Raw genomic sequence first — 18,261 nt, forward strand, 5'->3', positions numbered from 1 at the left:
TCCGGCCATGCTGACGCGTCGGCCGCCGTTTATGCCAGGCAGATGACCAATTTTGATGGATGCCGGATCGCGGTTACTGGTGCGAGCGGCAGCCTGGGTCGGGCCCTGCTCCAGGAGCTATCCCAGCAGGGCGCCTCGCTGGTAGCCCTCACCAGCAGCAGCGAACCCCTGCTCCTGCTGGATCCTGCTGGCACAGCGATTCCCCTAGAGCAGGTCTGCTGGCAATGCGGCCAGGAGCAGGAGCTACGTGGGCTACTGGAGCGGGTAGACATCCTGGTGCTGAACCACGGCATCAACCAGCAACAGCTCCGCAGCCGCTCTGCCACGGCGCTTGCCCTGGAGGTGAATGCCCTTAGCAGCTGGCGGCTGCTGGAGCTGTTTGCCGAGGTGGTGCAACAAAGCCACCGCCCAGAGCGGCCCAAGCCCGAGGTGTGGATCAACACCTCGGAGGCGGAGATCCAGCCAGCCCTCAGCCCTCTCTATGAATTGAGCAAACGGCTGCTAGGCAGTTTGGTGAGCCTGCGTGCCCTGGATCTCTCTGGTGCCAGCGGGCCCCTGCGCATCCGCAGGCTGGTGCTGGGGCCATTCCGCTCAAGCCTCAACCCAATCGGGGTGATGGGGCCGGGATTCGTGGCCAATCAGGTAATTGCCCAGGCCCGATTAGGGCTCAGCCTGATCATCGTGACCCCAAACCCCCTCACCTATCTGTTGATGCCGCTAAGCACCCTGGCGCGTTGGGGCTACTTCAAGCTGCTGACGCGGCCAAGCCCCGGCCAGCCCTAGAAATCGCGGTCGGTGAGGATTTCGCAACCGTCGCTGGTTACGGCGATGGTGTGTTCCCACTGGGCCGACCAGCTGCCATCAACGGTCACCACGGTCCAGCGATCCTTGAGGGTGCGGCAGGCCTTGCTGCCGGCGTTGAGAATCGGCTCCACCGCAAGGGTCATGCCCGGGCGCAGCTTCATGTTGGGCAGATCTCGGGTGCGGAAGTTGAACACCGAGGGCTCCTCGTGCAGATTGCGGCCCACTCCATGGCCCGTGTAGTCCTCCACCACCGCAAAACCGTGGGCCTCGACGTGGTCTTGGACCGCTCCAGCAATGTCGAGCAAGGTGTTGCCCGCCTTGATCTGGCGCAGCCCTTGCATCAGCGATTCCTGGGCCACCCGGCAGAGGGTCTGGGCCTCCTCGGTGGCGCCTTCACCTACACAAAGGCTGACGCAGCTGTCGCCGTGATAGCCGTCGAAGTAGGCACCGGTATCGATCTTCACCAGGTCGCCGGCCTGAATAACCCGTTTGCTGTTCGGGATGCCGTGGACTACTTCGTTGTTGATTGAGGCGCAAATACTGGCCGGGAAACCGTGATACCCCTTGAAACTGGGAGTAGCACCCATCTCGCGGATGCGCTTCTCGGCATGGCGATCGAGGTCGCCGGTGCTCATGCCGGGAGCCGCCAGCTCCAGAATTTCACGCAGCACCGTGGCCACAATCCGGCTGGCCTTGCGCATGGTGTCGATCTCGCGGGCCGACTTGATTTCAACGCCGCGCCTTCCCTTTTGGATGCGTGGACCGGTTTCAACGGTGGGGGAGGCAACCGCCGCGCCCTTGGTGCTGGCAAGTAGGTCGGCAAACAGATTCATGCAATGACCCACCGGCAGCTATCCGGCAGCGATGTAGGGCAGAACTGAAAGCTACCAATGGGACTGGACCGCTGTGGCAAAGCCGGAATAGAAAACGGGGCACCACGAGCCGGTACACTGCATCTTTGGCCAGGCGTAGCGGAGCTGAGATGGCAACGGAGTCGACAGAAAATCAAGCAGCTGATCAGGTGGTAGACGCCACCGAGAGCACGGCAGCTCCTGCGGCCACCGAGAGGACTGCAGCTCCTGCGGCCACCGCGGTGCAAGAAAAACCCGCAGCCACGCAGGTCAAAACCGGCAAACTCAGCGCCCAAGAGCTGATCCGGGCCTTTGAGGCAGAGCAACTTAAAGACGAGCTGCCCGACATTTACGTCGGCGACACCGTCAAGGTGGGGGTGCGCATCCGCGAAGGCAATAAGGAGCGCGTGCAGCCCTATGAGGGCGTGGTGATCGCTAAGCGCCATGGCGGCCTCAACGAGACGATCACTGTTCGCCGGATCTTCCAGGGCATTGGCGTGGAGCGGGTCTTCATGCTTCACAGTCCTCAAGTTGCCTCCGTCAATGTGGAGCGCCGAGGTAAGGTGCGTCGGGCGAAGCTTTTCTACTTGCGCGACCGGGTGGGTAAAGCCACGCGCGTCAAGCAACGCTTCGACCGCTGAGGTTGCCAACGCAACATCAGCCTACCGTCTTGAGATTCCTTTAGACAGCTGGCTGATTAGCTGCGGCCTCCTATTTACGGGGCATCGGCCATGCGCCGTTAGTTCAGTTGGTAGAACGCAGGTCTCCAAAACCTGATGTCGGGGGTTCAAGTCCTCCACGGCGCGTTCGATGCCCCAATTTGCAGTTTGCTGGTTTGAGCATGGAGTTGGATTTACAACCCGGGGATGTGGTCAAGGTGCTCGAATCAGCCGCTCTGGGCTGGGTTCGAGCTCGGGTGATCCGGGTGAAATCCGGTGGCAGGGTGGTTGTGCAGAGCGACCAAGGTCGTGAATTCACAGCCCGAGGCAATCAGGTTCGTTTGATTGAGCCAGCAGGGTTTAGGCCTTGAGATTCATGCGGCTTTAATGCCGATCCGCAATGCCGGTCTGCCCTAAACCAATTGGTTGACGAGCGGACCGGTAATCACGGATACTTTCAAAGTCGCCACGGCGACACAGTTAGCTCACAAAGCTGCCTGGGACTGTAGTTCAACCGGTTAGAGCACCGCCCTGTCACGGCGGAAGTTGCGGGTTCGAATCCCGTCAGTCCCGTTCCATTTCAATTAGGAGTTGTCCCTTTGGATGCTGCGCAGTCAGTAGCAGGGCAACCTTCTTCAGATCGCCAGGTGCGGGTTCGCCTCGCCCCGAGCCCAACGGGCACGCTGCACATAGGCACCGCTCGCACAGCAGTTTTTAACTGGCTTTACGCCCACCGCCTGGGCGGTCAGTTTTTGCTGCGCATTGAAGACACCGATAAAGAGCGCAGCAAGCCCGAATACACCACCAACATCCTCGAAGGGCTGCAGTGGCTGGGGCTGCAATGGGATGGCGAACCCGTGATTCAGAGCGCTCGCATCAGCGAGCACCGGGCCGCCATCGAGCAACTGCTTGCATCCGGCCACGCCTACCGCTGCTACGCCAACGAGGCGGAACTCACCGCCATGCGGGAGCAGCAGGCGGCCAGCAAGCAGGCCCCCCGCTACGACAACCGCCATCGCGATCTAACCGCCGAGCAGCAACAGGCCTTCATCGCCGAGGGGCGCCAAGCCACCATCCGCTTCCGCATCGACGACGAAGCCACGATCACCTGGAGCGACCTGGTGCGGGGCGAAATGCGCTGGGCCGGCGCCGATCTAGGTGGCGACATGGTGATCGCCCGCCGCGCCGCCGCCGACCAAATCGGCGACCCCCTCTACAACCTGGTGGTGGTGGTGGACGATGCCGCCATGGCGATCAGCCATGTGATCCGCGGCGAAGACCACATCGCCAACACCGCCAAACAGCTGCTGCTTTATCAAGCCCTTGGCGCCGAGCCCCCGGTGTTTGCCCACACCCCCCTGATCCTCAACCAGGAGGGCAAAAAGCTCTCCAAGCGCGACGGCGTCACCTCGGTGAGCGACTTTCGGCAGATGGGCTACACCGCTGAAGCCCTGGCCAACTACATGACCTTGCTGGGCTGGTCGCCGCCGGAGGGGATGGGCGAGCGATTCAGCCTGGCTGAGGCCGCGGCAGCGTTTTCCTTCGAGCGGGTCAACCGCGCCGGCGCTCGCTTCGACTGGGACAAGCTCAACTGGCTAAACGGCCAGGTACTGCACGAGCTGGGGGCCGAGGCCCTGCGGCAGCAGCTTCTGCCCCTCTGGGCCGCCGCGGGCTGGCCGGCTGATTCCAGCGGCATCAGCGCAGATCCCGCCTGGCAGCTACAGCTATGTGAGCTGCTCGGCCCCTCCCTTACCCTGCTGGCCGACGGTGTCGACCAGGCCCGGCCCTTCTTTGCAACCCCAGCCCTCAACGAAGCTGCCAGCGCCCAGCTCGAACTCGAGGGTGCCCGCCCAGCTCTGGCAGCCCTACTGGAGCAGTTGCCGCCTGGTGCCCTGGAGCCCGATCAGGCCCAGGCGCTGCTTGGCGAGGCCGCAACTGCCGCTGGCGTCAAGAAGGGCGTGATCATGAAGAGCCTGCGGGCAGCGCTGCTCGGCAGCCTCCAGGGACCAGACCTACTGGCCACCTGGCTCCTGCTGCACCGATGCGGCGACGACCGCCCCCGCATCGCCCGCTGCCTCTGAGAGGCCAAGCCAGCGGGCCAGGGGGCCGGCGCTTAGGCCCTGCAGCCCCACGGTGAGCAGGATCGTCAGAAACACCAACCCCTGAAGACGGCCGGCCCCCACCACTCCCGCCTGCTCAAGCCGAATCGCAAACAGACTGGCCACCGCTGCGGTAACGATGCCGCGGGGCGCCAGCCAGCTCATCAGGGCCCGTTGGGGCAGGCTGAAATCGAGGCCCCAGGTAGCCAGGCCGATGGCCACGGGGCGCACCAGCAGCATCAAACTCAGCACGCAGGCCACCCCTCCCCAGCCCAAGGGGCTGAGTTCGGCCCAGCTCACATCTGCGGCCAGGAGGGGAAAAAGCATCGTGATCGCCAGCTGGGCCAACTGACGAATCAACTCATCGAGCTCGGCGGCATCGGTATCGGGCCGGCGACCCACCACCACACCAGCAGCCACGGCCGCTGGCAGCCCCGATTCGGGCAGCAGCAACTCACAGCCACTAAACATCAGAAACAAGGTGCCCAAGGTGAGCTGGAGCCTCAGGGCCCCGGCCGGCTGGGCGGGGATGCGGCGCAGGGCTTCGGCCAGCAGCCAGCCGCAGAGCGCACCGATCGCCACACCGCCGCCGAGCCGTTGCAGCAGCCCCAGGGCCAGCTCCCGCCAGCCATGGAGGTCGCCAAGGGCCAGCTCCAAAAGCAGTAGCGCCAGCACGGCACCAATCGGCTCCAGGATCAGGCCCTCCCCCTCCAACACCTCGCCCAGGGGCGGCGCCAGGCGGATCTGCCGCACCAGCGGATTTACCACGGTGGGGCCAGTGGCCAGCACGATGGCGCTGAACACCGCCGCCAGCGACCAGTTCAGCCCCGCCAACCAGTGGGCGGCCTGCAGGCCAGCGGCGAGGCCGAGCACCAGGCGCACCAGCACGATGCGCAGCACTGCCTGCTTGGTGGCATCACCGGGCAAGCGCAGGTTGATGCCACCGTCAAACAGCACCAGGCTCACCAGCAGGCCTACCACCGTGCCCAGACCCGCACCCAGGTCGAGGGGTTCTACAAGGCCAAAGCCGGAGCGGCCGATCACCAGACCGGCGCTGAGCAGCAGCACCACCCCAGGCAAGCCGGTGAGCCAGGCCAGGGCCTGAGCTGTGGCCCCGGCAAAAACCGTGACCCCCCAGAGCAGACCCAGCCGCTCAGGCGTCATTCATCGAGGGCGTTGAACTTGGGCTCCACATGGATGCCAATCACGCCGTTGGGTCGCACGACCAGATACTCGCCCTCCAGGTCGCCGATCGGCACATTCACAAAGGCGTCTGGGGCGGAGGCGGTAAGCACCCCGCCATACCACTGCTGAAACGCCTCCAGGGTGGGGAAATGGACGGTTTCGGTCTGGCCGCCGCTCATATGCAGATGCACGGCGTAGCGGCGGGGGATGCGGGACATGGGGGCGCGCCAGGCAGCGAAACGGAGCTGCCCACAGGATGCCCCAGGGTCTGTTGGTTGTGCCAGGTGAGTGGCTGCAGCGCAACATCGCTGGCCAAATAGAGGGGATGGCGGGGCTGGCCGGCGGCGGTGAGACCCAGGGCCCAGAGACCACGCCCCTGCACCAAGGCCAGCACCTCCTGATCGCGCCGCCGCCAGGTGCCCTGGTTGCCCCAGCCCAGCCAGAGGGTGGCTTCAGGTTGGGCCGCCAGGCGCCGCCGGATCCAGGAATCAGCCTCTGCCCCCAACGGATCAGCTACGCGGCGCAACACCGCCGGCGATGGGCTGATGCGCGCAAAGAGGTTGAGCACCTCGAGGCTGCCGTAGCCCCAGCGCTGGGCAAAACCCACCAACCGCCGCAGGGTGGGATCGTCGCGCTGGCCATCGGCCCGCGACGGATTGAGGCCGATGAAGAGCAGCCTTGGCGCCGTCGGCTGCCACAGCCGCTCCAGCCACCAGCGGTACTGGCCGCAGGGGCTTAAGGCGGCTGCCAGCGTGGTCGCCAAGACCGGATCCGTCACAGCTCCTAATCTGGGTCCATGGCAAGCCTGGCCGCTATTCGCAACTCACGCCGCCAGGAGCGGCTCTCTGCCTTACGACAAGGAGCAGCCACCACAGCTGCCGGCTGGACAAACGCTGAGATTTGGCTGTTCGGCTCGCTAGCCCGCGGTGACTGGGACGCCTATTCCGACGTAGACCTGCTGGCCATCGCCCCCACCCAGGTGGCCGCAGATGCCTTGGCCGATGCGCTGCTTGAGGCACGGCTAGGTGACGACGTGCTTGCGCTGACCCAGGAGCGCTGGCAGCAACTGAAGCAGGGTGACGATCCCTACTGGCGGGCCATCGGCCGCGACGCCGTGCGCCTGGATCAGCCGTGACTCCCCGGGTTGAAGCCTGGATCCGCCAGGCCCAAAACGATCTGGAGGCAGCGCGCTTCACGGCCGGCCAGGGGTTCCATGCCCAGGCCTGCTACCTGGCGGGTCAGGCCGCCGAAAAGGCGCTCAAGGCCCTGGTGCTGGCAGCCGGGATCACCCCGCCCTACAGCCACTCCCTCGAAAAACTGGTGGAACTGCTGCAACAGCAGGGCCTGGATCTCCCAGACCTGGCTGAGCTGCATCTCAAGGCGCTCACGCGCATGAACAGCGCCAGCCGCTACCCACAAGGAGATGAGGCGCCGGCTGATCTCTTCGATGCCAATGACAGCAGCACTGCCCTGGGCACTGCGGAGGCCGTGGTGCGGATCGCCATGACCCAACTGCAAGCCTGAGCTCTGGCAGGCTGACCCGACCCATCAACCCTGGCAGCACCGTGGCCCCTGGCACCAAGCCCCTGCTGCTGCTGATCGACGGCCACTCCCTGGCCTTCCGCAGCTTTTACGCCTTCGCTAAGGGGGGCGACGGGGGGCTGAGCACCAAGGCGGGGGTGCCCACCAGCGTCACCTACGGCTTCTTAAAGGCCCTGCTCGACAACTGCAAAGGCCTCAAGCCCAATGGACTGGTGGTGGCCTTCGACACGGCCGAACCCACCTTCCGCCACGAGGCCGATGCGGCCTACAAGGCCCACCGGGATGTGGCGCCGGAGCACTTCTTCGCCGATCTGGCCAACCTGCAGCAGATCCTGGCCGATAGCCTCGATATCCCCCTGGCGATGGCACCGGGCTTCGAGGCCGACGACGTGCTGGGCACCCTGGCCAACCGAGCCGCCAACGCCGGCTGGCGGGTGCGGATCCTCTCGGGCGACCGCGACCTGTTCCAGCTGGTCGACGACGAGCGCGACATCGCCGTGCTCTACATGGGCGGCGGCCCCTACGCCAAAAACAGTGGCCCCAGCGAGATCCGCCGCGAGGGCGTGATCGCCAAGCTCGGCGTCACCCCCGAAGAGGTGGTCGACCTCAAGGCGCTCACGGGCGACAGCTCCGACAACATCCCGGGCGTCAAGGGAGTGGGCCCCAAGACCGCCATCAGCCTCCTCAAAGAGTTTGAACATGTGGACGGCATCTACGCGGCGCTGGAGGCGCTCGAACAGGCGGGCCCCAAGGCCAAAGACCCCAAGGGCGTGCTTAAGGGAGCCCTGGTGGACAAGCTGCGCGCCGACAAAGACAACGCCTACCGCTCGCGGATGCTGGCCGAAATCCTGATCGACATCCCCCTGCCCAGCGAGCCCCGGCTGGAGCTGGGGGCCGTGCAGGCCGAAGCCCTGGCCGGCAGCCTGGAGGAGCTGGAGCTGTACAGCCTGGTGAAACAGGTGCCCAACTTCGCCCAGCTGTTCTCGGCCGTGCCGCCGCAGCCCAGCGAGAGATCCAGCCCCGCGGGCGGCAAAGCCGTCACAGCCGCCGCCCAAACCGCCACTAGCGGCAGCCCAGAGGCGAAACCCCCTGAAGAAGCCCCAGCCCTGCCAGCCCTCAAGCCCCAGCTGGTCACCAGCCCCGAGGCCCTGGCCGCCCTGGTGCAGCACCTCAACGGCTGCACAGATCCGGGCCGCCCCGTGGCCCTAGACACCGAAACCACCAGCCTCAATCCCTTCCAGGCTGAGTTGGTTGGGGTCGGCCTGGCCTGGGGAGATGGCCCGGGGGAACTGGCCTACATCCCTATCGGCCACCAACTTCCCGAGCAGCACCCCGCGCAGCAGAGCCAAGCCAGCGGGGACATCCAGGAGCTTCTGAAGATCCCTTCTGGAACCTCAACAGAAAGCGCTCCGGGAGGTTGTACATATGTACAACCTCCTCAACAGATTCAGCAACTGCCCCTAGCTGCGGTGCTCACGGCGCTGGCCCCCTGGCTGGCCAGCGCCTCCCACCCCAAGGCCCTGCAAAACGCCAAGTACGACCGGCTGATCCTGCTGCGCCACGGCCTGCCCCTGGAGGGGGTGGTGATGGACACGATGCTGGCCGATTACCTGCGCGATGCCGGCGACAAGCACGGCCTCGATGCCCTGGCCGAGCGCAACTTCGGCTTCAGCCCCACCAGCTACAGCGAGCTGGTGCCCAAGGGCGCCAATTTCGCCGCCGTGGCGATCGACGCAGCCGCCCTTTACTGCGGCATGGATGTGCACCTCACCTGGCGCCTGGCCCAGCTGCTGCGCCGCGAGCTCACCGCCATGGGCGCTGCCCTGCCCAAGCTGCTCGACCAGCTGGAGCTGCCCCTCGAGCCGGTGCTGGCCCTGATGGAGGCCACCGGCATCCGCATCGACACCGCCTACCTGGGTGAGCTCAGCGCCGAGCTCAAAATCACCCTGGATCGCCTTGAGGGCGAGGCCAAGGCCGCCGCCGGGGTGGACTTCAACCTCGCCTCCCCCAAACAACTGGGCGAGCTGTTGTTCGACACCCTTGGGCTGGATCGCAAGAAATCGCGCAAAACCAAAACCGGTTGGAGCACCGATGCCACCGTGCTCGAGAAGCTCGAAACCGATCACCCAGTGGTGCCCCTGGTGCTGGAGCACCGCACCCTCAGCAAGCTCAAGAGCACCTACGTGGATGCCCTGCCGGCCCTGATGGAGCCGGAAACCGGGCGGGTGCACACCGATTTCAACCAGGCCGTCACCGCCACCGGGCGCCTGAGCAGCAGCAACCCCAACCTGCAGAACATCCCGATCCGCACCGAGTTTTCGCGGCGAATCCGCAAGGCCTTCCTGCCGGAAGCGTGCTGGAGCCTAATCAGCGCCGACTACTCCCAGATCGAGCTGCGCATCCTGGCCCACCTTTCTGGCGAAGCAGTGCTGGTGGAGGCCTACCGCACCGGCGACGACGTGCACGCCCTCACCGCCCGGCTGCTGCTGGAGAAGGACACCGTGACGCCGGATGAACGTCGCCTGGGCAAGACGATCAACTTCGGCGTGATCTACGGCATGGGCGCCCAGCGCTTCGCCCGGGAAACGGGCGTGAGCCAGGCCGACGCCAAAGAGTTTCTGGGTAAGTACAAGCAGCGCTACCCGAAGGTGTTTGCCTTCCTGGAGCTGCAGGAGCGGCTGGCCCTGAGCCGGGGCTACGTTGAAACGATCATGGGCCGCCGCCGCCCATTCCACTTCGACCCCAATGGCCTGGGCCGCCTGCGCGGCAAGGATCCCCTCGAGATCGACCTGGAGGTGGCCCGCCGCGGTGGCATGGAGGCCCAACAGTTGCGGGCTGCTGCCAACGCACCGATCCAGGGATCCAGCGCCGACATCATCAAGCTGGCGATGGTGCAGCTGCACCGGGAGCTAGAGGCGGCCCAGCTACCCGCAAGACTTTTGCTGCAGGTGCACGACGAACTGGTGCTGGAAGCGGCCCCCGAGGCCCTCGAAGCGGTGCTCACCTTGACCCGTGAAACCATGGAGCGGGCCGTGGCCCTGTCGGTGCCCCTGGTGGTGGAGACGGGCGTGGGTCCTAACTGGATGGAAGCCAAGTAACCAGCAGCTCAATGACCCTGCGCCTCACCAACACCCTCACGCGCCGCATCGAGGAATTCCAGCCGCTCGAGCCGGGCCAGGTGAGCATCTACTGCTGCGGCGTAACGGTCTACGACCTTTGCCACCTGGGCCATGCCCGCAGCTACATCGCCTGGGACGTGCTGCGGCGCTACCTGCTGTGGAGCGGCTACCGGGTGACGTTTGTGCAGAACTACACCGACATCGACGACAAGATCCTGGGTCGCGCAGCGGAGGAGGGCAGCTCGATGCAGGCGGTGAGTGAGCGCAACATCGAGGCCTTCGTGACCGACATGGCCCGACTAAACATCCTGCCGCCCGACCGTATGCCGCGGGCCACCCAAAGCCTGGACGCCATTCGCAGCCTGATCACCGAACTGGAAGCCAAGGGGGCCGCCTACAGCGCCGATGGTGATGTCTATTTCGCCGTGATGAAGCATGCCGGCTACGGCAAGTTGAGTGGCCGCGACCTGGCTGAGCAGCAGGACAACGCCGCCGGCCGGGTGGCCACTGCAGAGGAGGCCCGCAAGCAACACCCCTTCGACTTCGCCCTCTGGAAGGGCAGTAAACCCGGCGAACCCAGCTGGGAGTCGCCCTGGGGTCCAGGCCGGCCCGGCTGGCATATCGAGTGCTCAGCGATGGTGCGCGAGGAGCTCGGCGACACGATCGACATCCACCTCGGTGGCGCCGACCTGATCTTTCCCCACCACGAAAACGAAATTGCCCAGTCGGAGGCGGCCAGCGGTCACGAGCTGGCCCGCTATTGGCTGCACAACGGCATGGTCAATGTGGGCGGCCAGAAGATGTCCAAATCCCTGGGCAACTTCACCACCATCCGCGCCCTGCTCGATTCCGGCATCACGCCGATGACATTGCGCCTGTTCACCCTCCAGGCCCACTACCGCAAGCCGCTCGACTTCAGCGCCGACGCCCTTGAGGCCGCCGCCACCGGCTGGAAGGGTCTCAACGCGGCCCTGGGCCTCGCCGCCTCCACCTCAAGCGCCGACCCTGGCGCCACCCCAGAGCTAGCCGCCGCCCGTGCGCGCTTCGCCGCCGCCATGGACGACGACCTCAACACCTCCGCCGCCCTGGCGGTGCTGTTCGAGCTGGCCAAGCCCCTGCGAGCCCTCGCCAATCGGCTGGAGCGCGGTGACAGCAGCGCCGCCGCTGAGGCCCGGGCGCCAGAGCTGGTGGAGCAAGGCCAGCTGCTGCTGGAACTGGCCGGAGTGCTTGGCCTCCAGAGCGAAACCGAGGCCAAAACCAGCAGCAGCAGCACCAGCCCCGGCCCCAGCGACGCCGAGATCCAGGCCCAAATCGATCAGCGTCAGGCCGCGAAGGCCGCCAAGGATTTCCCTGCTGCCGACGGCATCCGCGATGGCCTGAGGGCCCAGGGCATCGAGCTGATCGACAGGCCTGGCGGCATCACGGAATGGCTGCGGGGCTGAGAATCTCTCTCTGTAGGGCAATCCCCTTAGCAACTCTCCCGAATTCCGTACAAGTTGTACAGAACCCGGGAGAGTCCAAGCAACAAATGAGGGCAAGCCCCTACTCAGTCCTCGCTCGGCTCGGGTGCCTGCCGGCCCTGCATCATCCGCTCGATCTTGCGAATCCGCTCCAGGGTGGTGGTCCACACCTCCTTTTGAAAGCCCGGCTCACAGCAATCCACTAGGGCCTGCAGATCCTCCTGGCGCTCAAAGGCATCCCAGAGCTGGCGCTCGAGCTTGGCCCGGTCGATGAAGTTCCAGCGCTGCAGCCACACGGGCAGTGCCGCCATGGGAAAAGTTCAACTGGGATCAGTTAAGGGGATCCACCCCCACCAGCCCATCGCCAAAGCAACGGCTGCGCAGATGCAGCGGCTTGCCCGTGGCCGGATGCAGCAGCTGCAGACCGGCGGCATGGAGCTGCAGCCGTGGCGATGGGACGGGGTCTCCGTAGAGGTGGTCTCCGTAGAGGGGGTCTCCGTAGATCGGATCGCCCAGCACCGGATGGCCAAGGGCCGCCAAGTGCACCCGCAACTGGTGAGAGCGGCCGGTGCGGGGTTGCAGCAACAGCAAAGTCGAGCCCTCGAAGCGCCTCAGCACTCGCCAGCGGGTGAGGGCCGGCTTGCCCCCCTGCTCTAGCGGCACCACCCCATAGCGGGGCGGCCGAGTGGCGATCCGGGCTAGCGGCTGGTTGATTACCCCGCCCCGATCCGCAGGCAGCCCCTGCACCACGGCCAGGTAGGTCTTGCGCACGCGCCGCTCGGCGAAAGCGGCACTTAGGGCCCTATGGGTGGTGGCGTCTCTGGCCAGCAGGATCAGCCCCGAGGTATCGCGATCGAGTCGGTGCACCAGCCTTGCCTCCGGCCACCGCTCCTGGGCCCTACTGATCAGGGAATCGGCCAGCTCGGGCCCAAGCCCCGGCTGGCTAAGCAGGCCCGAGGGTTTCAGCAGGGCCAGCAGCCAGGGATCGGCATAGAGCACACAACAGCCGGGATCACTGCGGGGCATCCTGCAGGGTCAATGGGAGACTTGCCACCACTTGAGTTGCCGCCGTGAAAGCCCTCTCCGTGCTCGGCTCCACCGGCTCGATCGGCACCCAAACCCTTGAACTGGCCGAGGAATTCCCGGACCGCTTCCGGGTGGTGGCCCTCACGGCCGGCAACAACCTGGATCTATTGGTGAGTCAGATCCAGCGCCATGCGCCCGAAGTGGTGGCCCTGGCCAATGCAGAGCGCGTCAGCGAGCTGCGCGAGCGGCTGCAGGCCCTGGAAGCCGCCGCCAGGCCCGCCCGAATGCCCGAGCTGCTGGGGGGCTCTGAGGGCCTCTGCGCCGCCGCCGCCTGGTCCACGGCCGACCTGGTGGTTACGGGGATCGTGGGCTGCGCTGGCCTGCTGCCCACCCTGGCCGCCATACGCGCCGGCAAGGATCTGGCACTGGCCAACAAGGAAACCCTGATCGCCGCTGGGCCCGTGGTGCTGCCGGAGCTGGAGAAAAGCGGCTCACGCCTGCTGCCGGCTGATTCCGAGCACTCGGCGATCTTCCAGTGCCTGCAAGGCACCCCCTACGCCGAGACGGCGCGGCTCTCCACCGGCAGCCCCACCCCGGGCCTGCGCCGCATCCAGCTCACTGCCAGCGGCGGCGCCTTCCGCGACTGGGCTCCGGCAGACCTCCACAAGGCCACGGTGGCCGATGCCACCAGCCACCCCAACTGGAGCATGGGCCGCAAAATCACCGTGGATTCAGCCTCCTTAATGAATAAGGGCCTGGAGGTGATCGAGGCCCACTACCTGTTCGGCCTCGACTACGACCAGATCGAGATCGTCATCCACCCCCAATCGATCATCCATTCGATGGTGGAGCTGGCCGATTCCTCGGTGCTGGCCCAGCTCGGCTGGCCCGATATGAAGCTGCCAATCCTCTATTGCCTCAGCTGGCCTGAGCGCCTGAGCACCCCCTGGCGCCGGCTCGATCTCACCGAGGTGGGCCAGCTCAGCTTCCGCGCCCCCGACCCGGCCAAATACCCCTGCATGCAGCTGGCCTACGCGGCCGGCCGCGCCGGCGGCACGATGCCGGCGGTAATGAACGCCGCCAACGAACAGGCCGTGGCCCTCTTCCTCGAGGAGAGGGTTCACTTCCTCGATATCCCGACATTGATCGACGGGGTGTGTGATCGCCACCAAGTCGATCTCATGGCCAATCCCTCCCTAGACGACGTGCTGGCCGTAGACGCTTGGGCCCGTCAGGCCGTGCATGAGGCTGCAGCCCGGCTCCAGGCCAAGGCGCCGGCTGCGTTGCCGGCGTGATCTCGCACCACCTGCTGCTCTGCGCCACTCCCAGCAAGGCGCTCTGCTGCCCCGATCCCGCCATTGGCGCCGCCAGCTGGGACGAGCTCAAGCGCCTGGTGCGGGAGCTGGGCCTCGAGGATCCGGCCCGGCCCGAGGGGATCGTGCTGCGCACCAAGGCCGACTGCCTGCGCATTTGCGCCGAGGGCCCCATCCTGCTGATCTGGCCAGAAGGCGTCGTTTACGGCGGCGTCAGCCCGGCGCGGATCGAGCCAATCCTGCGGGAGCACGTGATCGGGGGCAAGCCGATTGAGCAGTGGATCATCAAGCGCATGAGCCTCAAAGCTGCCGCTCGAGCCAGCTCGCCACCAGCTGATCACCCCAGCAGCTGAGTGGCTCATCACCCACCCCATGGAAGCCGTTATGGCCTCCATGGGCCGTGAGCACCACATCAAGGCCAGGAAGGTGCTGCTGGGCCAAGAGCTGGGCGCCACTGGCCGGCACCCAAGGGTCGTCGAGGGAGTGCAGCAGCAGGCTCGGCGGCAAATCGACCGATGCTGAAAGCAGAAGCGGCAGGGGCGAAGCCTCCCGGTAGTAATCGTCAACGGAGGCGTAGCCCCAGCGAGGGGCAGTGATAGCAGCATCGAAGCTGCGAATCGAGCGGGGCCGCTCTGGCCCCTGCAGCGCCTGACGCTCAGCGTCGCTCACCCCAAATGGATCGGCCAGGGTCTGGGCGCAGAGCCGGCGCAGCAGCCAGCGCTGATACACCCGGTTGCGGGGCAGCTCGATCTGCTGCGAGCTAAGGGCTAGATCAAGCGGGCTGCTGGTGCACACCACACCATCCAGCACCCCCGGACTAGCCAGGCAGGCATTGAGCAGCATCGTGCCGCCCAACGAAATACCCACCCCAAAAAGAGGCAGGCCACCGGCCCGCTGCTGGGCCAACTTCAGTACGGGCAGCAGGTCGCGATCGCAACGAGCTGCATAGGTGCCCGGCGCCAGGGGCCGGCCCGGTCCGGCACCCCGCAAATTCAGGCGCCACACCGCGAAGCCGGCGGCTTGAAGGCTGAGGCCCATGCGCCGCAACCCCTCCCGTTCGCTCGATCCACCCAAACCGTGCAGTAAAAGCACAAGTGCCCTAGGTGCCCCAGCAACTGGCGAATCAACCAGCGCCAGCAGGGAGGCATCACCGCCCACCGCAATGGAAAGCGGTTCACCGCGATCTAGGGGCAGCTTTGGCGGCCTGAGGGTGTCTCGCAGGGTCTGGAGATCGGGGCCGATCCAGGGCCAGCGTTGCTTAAAAACAGGGGGTGTCGAGGCGGACTCCTTCAGGCGGCCACCTTCTTACCCACCCCCATGCTGCGCAGCTCGGTGAGCAGGCCGTTAAGCACGGCCTTGGCATCACCAAAAACCATGGCGGTCTGGGGCAGCTCAAAGAGGGCGTTTTTAATACCTGCGTAGCCAGCTCCAAGACTGCGCTTGACCACAAACACCTGGCGGGCTTGGTCAACCTCAAGCACGGGCATGCCGTATAGAGGGCTGGTGGAATCGGTCTTGGCGTCTGGGTTAACTACGTCGTTGGCGCCCAGCACAATCACCACATCGGTGCGGGGGAATTCAGGGTTGACCGTGTCCATCTCCAGAAGTTGCTCGTAGGGCACATCGGCCTCTGCCAGCAGCACATTCATGTGACCAGGCATACGCCCAGCCACCGGGTGGATCGCATAGGTCACCTCCACGCCGTGGTTTTCCAGCAACTTGGAGAGTTCGCGCAGGGCGTGCTGGGCTTGGGCCACTGCCAGGCCATAGCCGGGCACAAACACCACGCGCTCAGCAGCCTCAAGAGCAAGAGCGCATTCCTCAGCGCTGCAGCTGGTGATGCGGGTGTAGCCGGCCTCTTCGCCGCCACCGCCCACCGGTGCCGCCCCACCAAGGGCGCCTCCAAACAAGACGCTCACCAGGGAGCGGTTCATGGCGGTGCACATCACCTGGGTGAGGATCAGGCCCGCAGCACCCACCATGGCGCCAGCCACGATTAGGAGTTGGCTGCCAACGACGAAACCTGCTGCAGCTGCGGCTACTCCGGAATAGGAGTTGAGCAGCGAGATCACCACAGGCATGTCGGCACCGCCGATCGGCAGGGTGACGCCGATACCCAGTAGGGAAGAAGCCACCACCAGCACCCAAAGAGGGGCTCCCGCCATATCGCCAGGCAGGGCAATCGCACCGGCCAGGCAGGCCACCGCCAGTGAAATATTCACGGCGTGGCGCATGGTGCTCTGGGTCCAGCTGGGGGTATCAATCCAGCCCTGCAACTTGCCCATCGCCACGATCGAGCCACTGAAGGTGATCGCACCAACGAACACCGAAATCACGATCGAGATCTGCTCCACCAGGCCGGAGGAGCCCTCCCCCGGGCTAAACAGCGCCACCCCAAGAGCCACCAGCAACGACGCCATACCGCCGCAGCCGTTAAACAGCGCCACGGTTTCGGGCATGGCAGTCATCGGCACCCGCTGGGCCGTAATCAGGCCAAGCACGCCGCCCAGGCCAGTGCCGATCGCTACCCAAAGCCATGCTTGGGGGGAGAGGGGTTGCTGAATCAGCAGGCCAAGCACGGCCAGGCCCATGGCCAGGGCCGCCAAACCATTGGCGGAGCGAGCGGTGCTCACCTTGGAGAGGCCCTTGATCCCGAGGGCCAGCAACAGCACGGCACCCAGATCGATCAGGGCGGGCAAAAGATCAAGTCCAGCCATCAGCGGGTCCCTCCGGTGCGGGGTGATTTGCGCGAAAACATGGCCAGCATGCGGTCGGTGACCAGGAAGCCGCCAACGACGTTGAACAGGGCAAAGCCCAGGGAAAGCGAGCCGAGCACCAGCAGGGGCAGCTGGTCATTTGCCTGGGCGATCAGGGTGAGCGAAGCCAGCACGGTGATGCCGCTGATCGCATTGGCACCACTCATAAGAGGGGTGTGCAGGGTGGGAGGCACCTTGCCGATCAGTTCGAGTCCCAAAAGGCTGCCCAGCAAGAGCACCCAGAGGGCTTGGGTCAAGGCACTCATCAGTTAGCTCCGGAAACGAGGTCAGGGAAACGGCAGGCGCCATCGTGAGTGAACAGGCAGCCGGCCACGATCGGGTCCTCCTGGTCGAGCTGGAAGCCGTCTTCGCCCAGTACGTGCTCCACCAGGGCCGCCAGGTTGCGGGCGTAAAGGGCGCTGGCGTGGTTGGCAACGGAGCTGGGCAGGCCATCGCCACCAATCAGGCGCACGCCGTGGCGCTCCACGGTTTGGCCGCAGACCGTGCCGGCGCAGTTGCCGCCCTGGGCCACGGCCAAATCCACCACCACTGAGCCGGGGCGCATACCCGCCAGCATCTCATCGGAAATCAGCAGGGGTGCTCGCCGGCCCGGCACCTGGGCGGTGCAGATCACCATGTCGGCAAGGGCCAGCTGATCGGCCAACTGCTGGCGCTGGGCAGCCAGAAAGGCTTCGCTAGCCGCCTTGGCGTAGCCGCCGGCTTCAGCTGGGCGCTCCTCCTGCTCGGGTGGGGAAAGAAACCTGCCACCCAGAGACTCAACCTGCTCCTTAGCCGCAGGCCGCACATCACTGACATAGACCACCGCGCCAAGACGCCGGGCGGTTGCCAAAGCCTGCAGCCCCGCCACCCCTGCGCCCAGGATCAGGGCCCGAGCCGGCTGAATTGTGCCCGCCGCTGTCATCAACATCGGCACGTAGCGATCTAGGGCTGCAGACGCCAGCAGCACCGCCTTGTAACCGGCGATGTTGGCCTGGGACGACAGCACATCCATGGACTGGGCCCTGCTGATCCGGGGCAGCAGCTCCAAGGCCAAGGCCGACACCCGCCGGGACTGAAGCTGTTCCACTAGGGCGATGGCGCCATAGGGGGAGAGCAGACCAGCCAGCAGGGTGCCGGGCCGCAGCTGATCCAGCACCTCGGCAGCGGGTGGATTGACGCAAAGCACCGCATCGACGCCAGCGCCTAACTCGGGGCCTGGGGCAACAAGACGGGCTCCAGCCGTTTCAAATTCATGGTCGGCATAGCCGGCCGCCAAGCCAGCTCTTTGCTCAACTTGCAGCGTCAGCCCCCGGGCCAGCAGCCGGCGAACGGTTTCGGGAGTTGCGGCAACTCGACACTCACCCGGGTTGCGTTCCCGCAGGATCAATACTTCAGCCAAGTGGGTCCCCGGAGGCCATAGATCTATTAGGGGGTGTCTCCCCTCGCC

19 protein-coding genes and 2 tRNA genes are annotated in these 18,261 nt (G+C 65.7%); 11 read left to right on the plus strand and 10 right to left on the minus strand.

Annotation, left to right across the window (positions count from 1 at the left end; translation table 11 throughout):
• Positions 1-42: 42 nt before the first annotated feature.
• Complete coding sequence (locus tag KBY99_RS06675; protein WP_254998144.1) at positions 43-783, plus strand: NAD-dependent epimerase/dehydratase family protein; 741 nt, start codon at positions 43-45, stop codon at positions 781-783.
• Here the strand turns inward: KBY99_RS06675 and map are convergent.
• The gene (map, locus tag KBY99_RS06680; protein ID WP_254998145.1) at positions 780-1,637 is read right to left on the minus strand and encodes a type I methionyl aminopeptidase; all 858 of its coding nucleotides are present in this window, start codon (positions 1,635-1,637) and stop codon (positions 780-782) included. The genes KBY99_RS06675 and map overlap by 4 nt on opposite strands.
• A gap of 149 nt (positions 1,638-1,786) precedes the next feature.
• On the opposite strand from map, the gene rplS reads away from it, so the two are divergent.
• The 4 genes from rplS to gltX all read left to right on the plus strand — a co-directional run bounded on the left by rplS (position 1,787) and on the right by gltX (position 4,395).
• Positions 1,787-2,296, plus strand: a complete 510-nt coding sequence (gene rplS / locus KBY99_RS06685) for a 50S ribosomal protein L19 (RefSeq protein ID WP_254998146.1) — start codon at positions 1,787-1,789, stop codon at positions 2,294-2,296.
• Between the two features lie 92 nt (positions 2,297-2,388).
• Positions 2,389-2,461 (plus strand) — tRNA-Trp (locus KBY99_RS06690).
• 352 nt (positions 2,462-2,813) lie between these two features.
• Positions 2,814-2,887: transfer RNA gene (locus tag KBY99_RS06695), tRNA-Asp, on the plus strand.
• 74 nt (positions 2,888-2,961) lie between these two features.
• Positions 2,962-4,395 carry a glutamate--tRNA ligase gene (gene gltX / locus KBY99_RS06700; protein WP_254998147.1) on the plus strand — a complete coding sequence of 478 codons (1,434 nt, stop codon included), beginning with the start codon at positions 2,962-2,964 and terminating at the stop codon, positions 4,393-4,395.
• Here the strand turns inward: gltX and KBY99_RS06705 are convergent.
• From KBY99_RS06705 to KBY99_RS06715, 3 genes are read right to left on the minus strand one after another with little or no spacing between them, the layout of a single operon-like run.
• Positions 4,327-5,577 carry a cation:proton antiporter gene (locus KBY99_RS06705; RefSeq protein ID WP_254998149.1) on the minus strand — a complete coding sequence of 417 codons (1,251 nt, stop codon included), beginning with the start codon at positions 5,575-5,577 and terminating at the stop codon, positions 4,327-4,329. The two genes, gltX and KBY99_RS06705, sit on opposite strands and share 69 nt — an antisense overlap.
• The gene (locus KBY99_RS06710; protein WP_254959672.1) at positions 5,574-5,816 is read right to left on the minus strand and encodes a hypothetical protein; all 243 of its coding nucleotides are present in this window, start codon (positions 5,814-5,816) and stop codon (positions 5,574-5,576) included. The genes KBY99_RS06705 and KBY99_RS06710 overlap by 4 nt, the downstream gene beginning before the upstream one ends.
• Positions 5,774-6,361: a DUF1643 domain-containing protein gene (locus KBY99_RS06715; RefSeq protein ID WP_261352326.1), complete on the minus strand. Its 588-nt coding sequence runs from the start codon at positions 6,359-6,361 to the stop codon at positions 5,774-5,776. The genes KBY99_RS06710 and KBY99_RS06715 overlap by 43 nt, the downstream gene beginning before the upstream one ends.
• Positions 6,362-6,394: 33 nt before the next feature.
• Here KBY99_RS06715 and KBY99_RS06720 point away from each other — a divergent pair, with 33 nt between their 5' ends.
• From KBY99_RS06720 to cysS, 4 genes are read left to right on the plus strand one after another with little or no spacing between them, the layout of a single operon-like run.
• Positions 6,395-6,733: a nucleotidyltransferase domain-containing protein gene (locus KBY99_RS06720; protein WP_254998151.1), complete on the plus strand. Its 339-nt coding sequence runs from the start codon at positions 6,395-6,397 to the stop codon at positions 6,731-6,733.
• Positions 6,730-7,122 (plus strand): HEPN domain-containing protein, encoded by a 393-nt coding sequence (locus KBY99_RS06725; protein WP_254998152.1) that lies wholly within the window; start codon positions 6,730-6,732, stop codon positions 7,120-7,122. The genes KBY99_RS06720 and KBY99_RS06725 overlap by 4 nt, the downstream gene beginning before the upstream one ends.
• A 41-nt stretch (positions 7,123-7,163) precedes the next feature.
• A complete protein-coding gene (gene polA / locus KBY99_RS06730) occupies positions 7,164-10,238 on the plus strand; it encodes a DNA polymerase I (protein ID WP_254998153.1) in 3,075 nt (1,024 codons plus the stop codon).
• Between the two features lie 11 nt (positions 10,239-10,249).
• Positions 10,250-11,701 carry a cysteine--tRNA ligase gene (gene cysS / locus KBY99_RS06735; RefSeq protein ID WP_254998154.1) on the plus strand — a complete coding sequence of 484 codons (1,452 nt, stop codon included), beginning with the start codon at positions 10,250-10,252 and terminating at the stop codon, positions 11,699-11,701.
• A 104-nt stretch (positions 11,702-11,805) separates the two neighbouring features.
• Here cysS and KBY99_RS06740 read toward each other — a convergent pair whose 3' ends face one another.
• Both KBY99_RS06740 and KBY99_RS06745 read right to left on the minus strand, forming a co-directional pair.
• Positions 11,806-12,030 carry a hypothetical protein gene (locus KBY99_RS06740; protein WP_254998155.1) on the minus strand — a complete coding sequence of 75 codons (225 nt, stop codon included), beginning with the start codon at positions 12,028-12,030 and terminating at the stop codon, positions 11,806-11,808.
• A 19-nt stretch (positions 12,031-12,049) separates the two neighbouring features.
• Complete coding sequence (locus KBY99_RS06745; protein WP_254998156.1) at positions 12,050-12,745, minus strand: RluA family pseudouridine synthase; 696 nt, start codon at positions 12,743-12,745, stop codon at positions 12,050-12,052.
• A 44-nt stretch (positions 12,746-12,789) separates the two neighbouring features.
• Here KBY99_RS06745 and KBY99_RS06750 point away from each other — a divergent pair, with 44 nt between their 5' ends.
• Both KBY99_RS06750 and KBY99_RS06755 read left to right on the plus strand, forming a co-directional pair.
• Positions 12,790-14,040 (plus strand): 1-deoxy-D-xylulose-5-phosphate reductoisomerase, encoded by a 1,251-nt coding sequence (locus KBY99_RS06750; RefSeq protein WP_254998157.1) that lies wholly within the window; start codon positions 12,790-12,792, stop codon positions 14,038-14,040.
• Positions 14,037-14,411: a (2Fe-2S) ferredoxin domain-containing protein gene (locus tag KBY99_RS06755; RefSeq protein ID WP_254998158.1), complete on the plus strand. Its 375-nt coding sequence runs from the start codon at positions 14,037-14,039 to the stop codon at positions 14,409-14,411. Before KBY99_RS06750 ends, KBY99_RS06755 begins: the two co-directional genes overlap by 4 nt.
• Here KBY99_RS06755 and KBY99_RS06760 read toward each other — a convergent pair.
• The 4 genes from KBY99_RS06760 to KBY99_RS06775 are packed head-to-tail and all read right to left on the minus strand — an operon-like array spanning position 14,359 to position 18,213.
• Positions 14,359-15,351 carry an alpha/beta fold hydrolase gene (locus KBY99_RS06760; RefSeq protein WP_254998188.1) on the minus strand — a complete coding sequence of 331 codons (993 nt, stop codon included), beginning with the start codon at positions 15,349-15,351 and terminating at the stop codon, positions 14,359-14,361. The genes KBY99_RS06755 and KBY99_RS06760 overlap by 53 nt on opposite strands.
• The gene (locus tag KBY99_RS06765; RefSeq protein WP_254959678.1) at positions 15,348-16,775 is read right to left on the minus strand and encodes an NAD(P)(+) transhydrogenase (Re/Si-specific) subunit beta; all 1,428 of its coding nucleotides are present in this window, start codon (positions 16,773-16,775) and stop codon (positions 15,348-15,350) included. The genes KBY99_RS06760 and KBY99_RS06765 overlap by 4 nt, the downstream gene beginning before the upstream one ends.
• Entirely contained in the window at positions 16,775-17,080 is a 306-nt protein-coding gene (locus tag KBY99_RS06770) for an NAD(P) transhydrogenase subunit alpha (protein ID WP_106633123.1), read from the minus strand. Before KBY99_RS06770 ends, KBY99_RS06765 begins: the two co-directional genes overlap by 1 nt.
• Complete coding sequence (locus KBY99_RS06775; protein WP_254998159.1) at positions 17,080-18,213, minus strand: NAD(P) transhydrogenase subunit alpha; 1,134 nt, start codon at positions 18,211-18,213, stop codon at positions 17,080-17,082. Before KBY99_RS06775 ends, KBY99_RS06770 begins: the two co-directional genes overlap by 1 nt.
• Positions 18,214-18,261 lie beyond the last annotated feature (48 nt).

Source organism: Cyanobium sp. Maggiore-St4-Cus (genome assembly GCF_024345615.1).
Taxonomy (GTDB): Bacteria; Cyanobacteriota; Cyanobacteriia; order PCC-6307; family Cyanobiaceae; genus Cyanobium_A; species Cyanobium_A usitatum.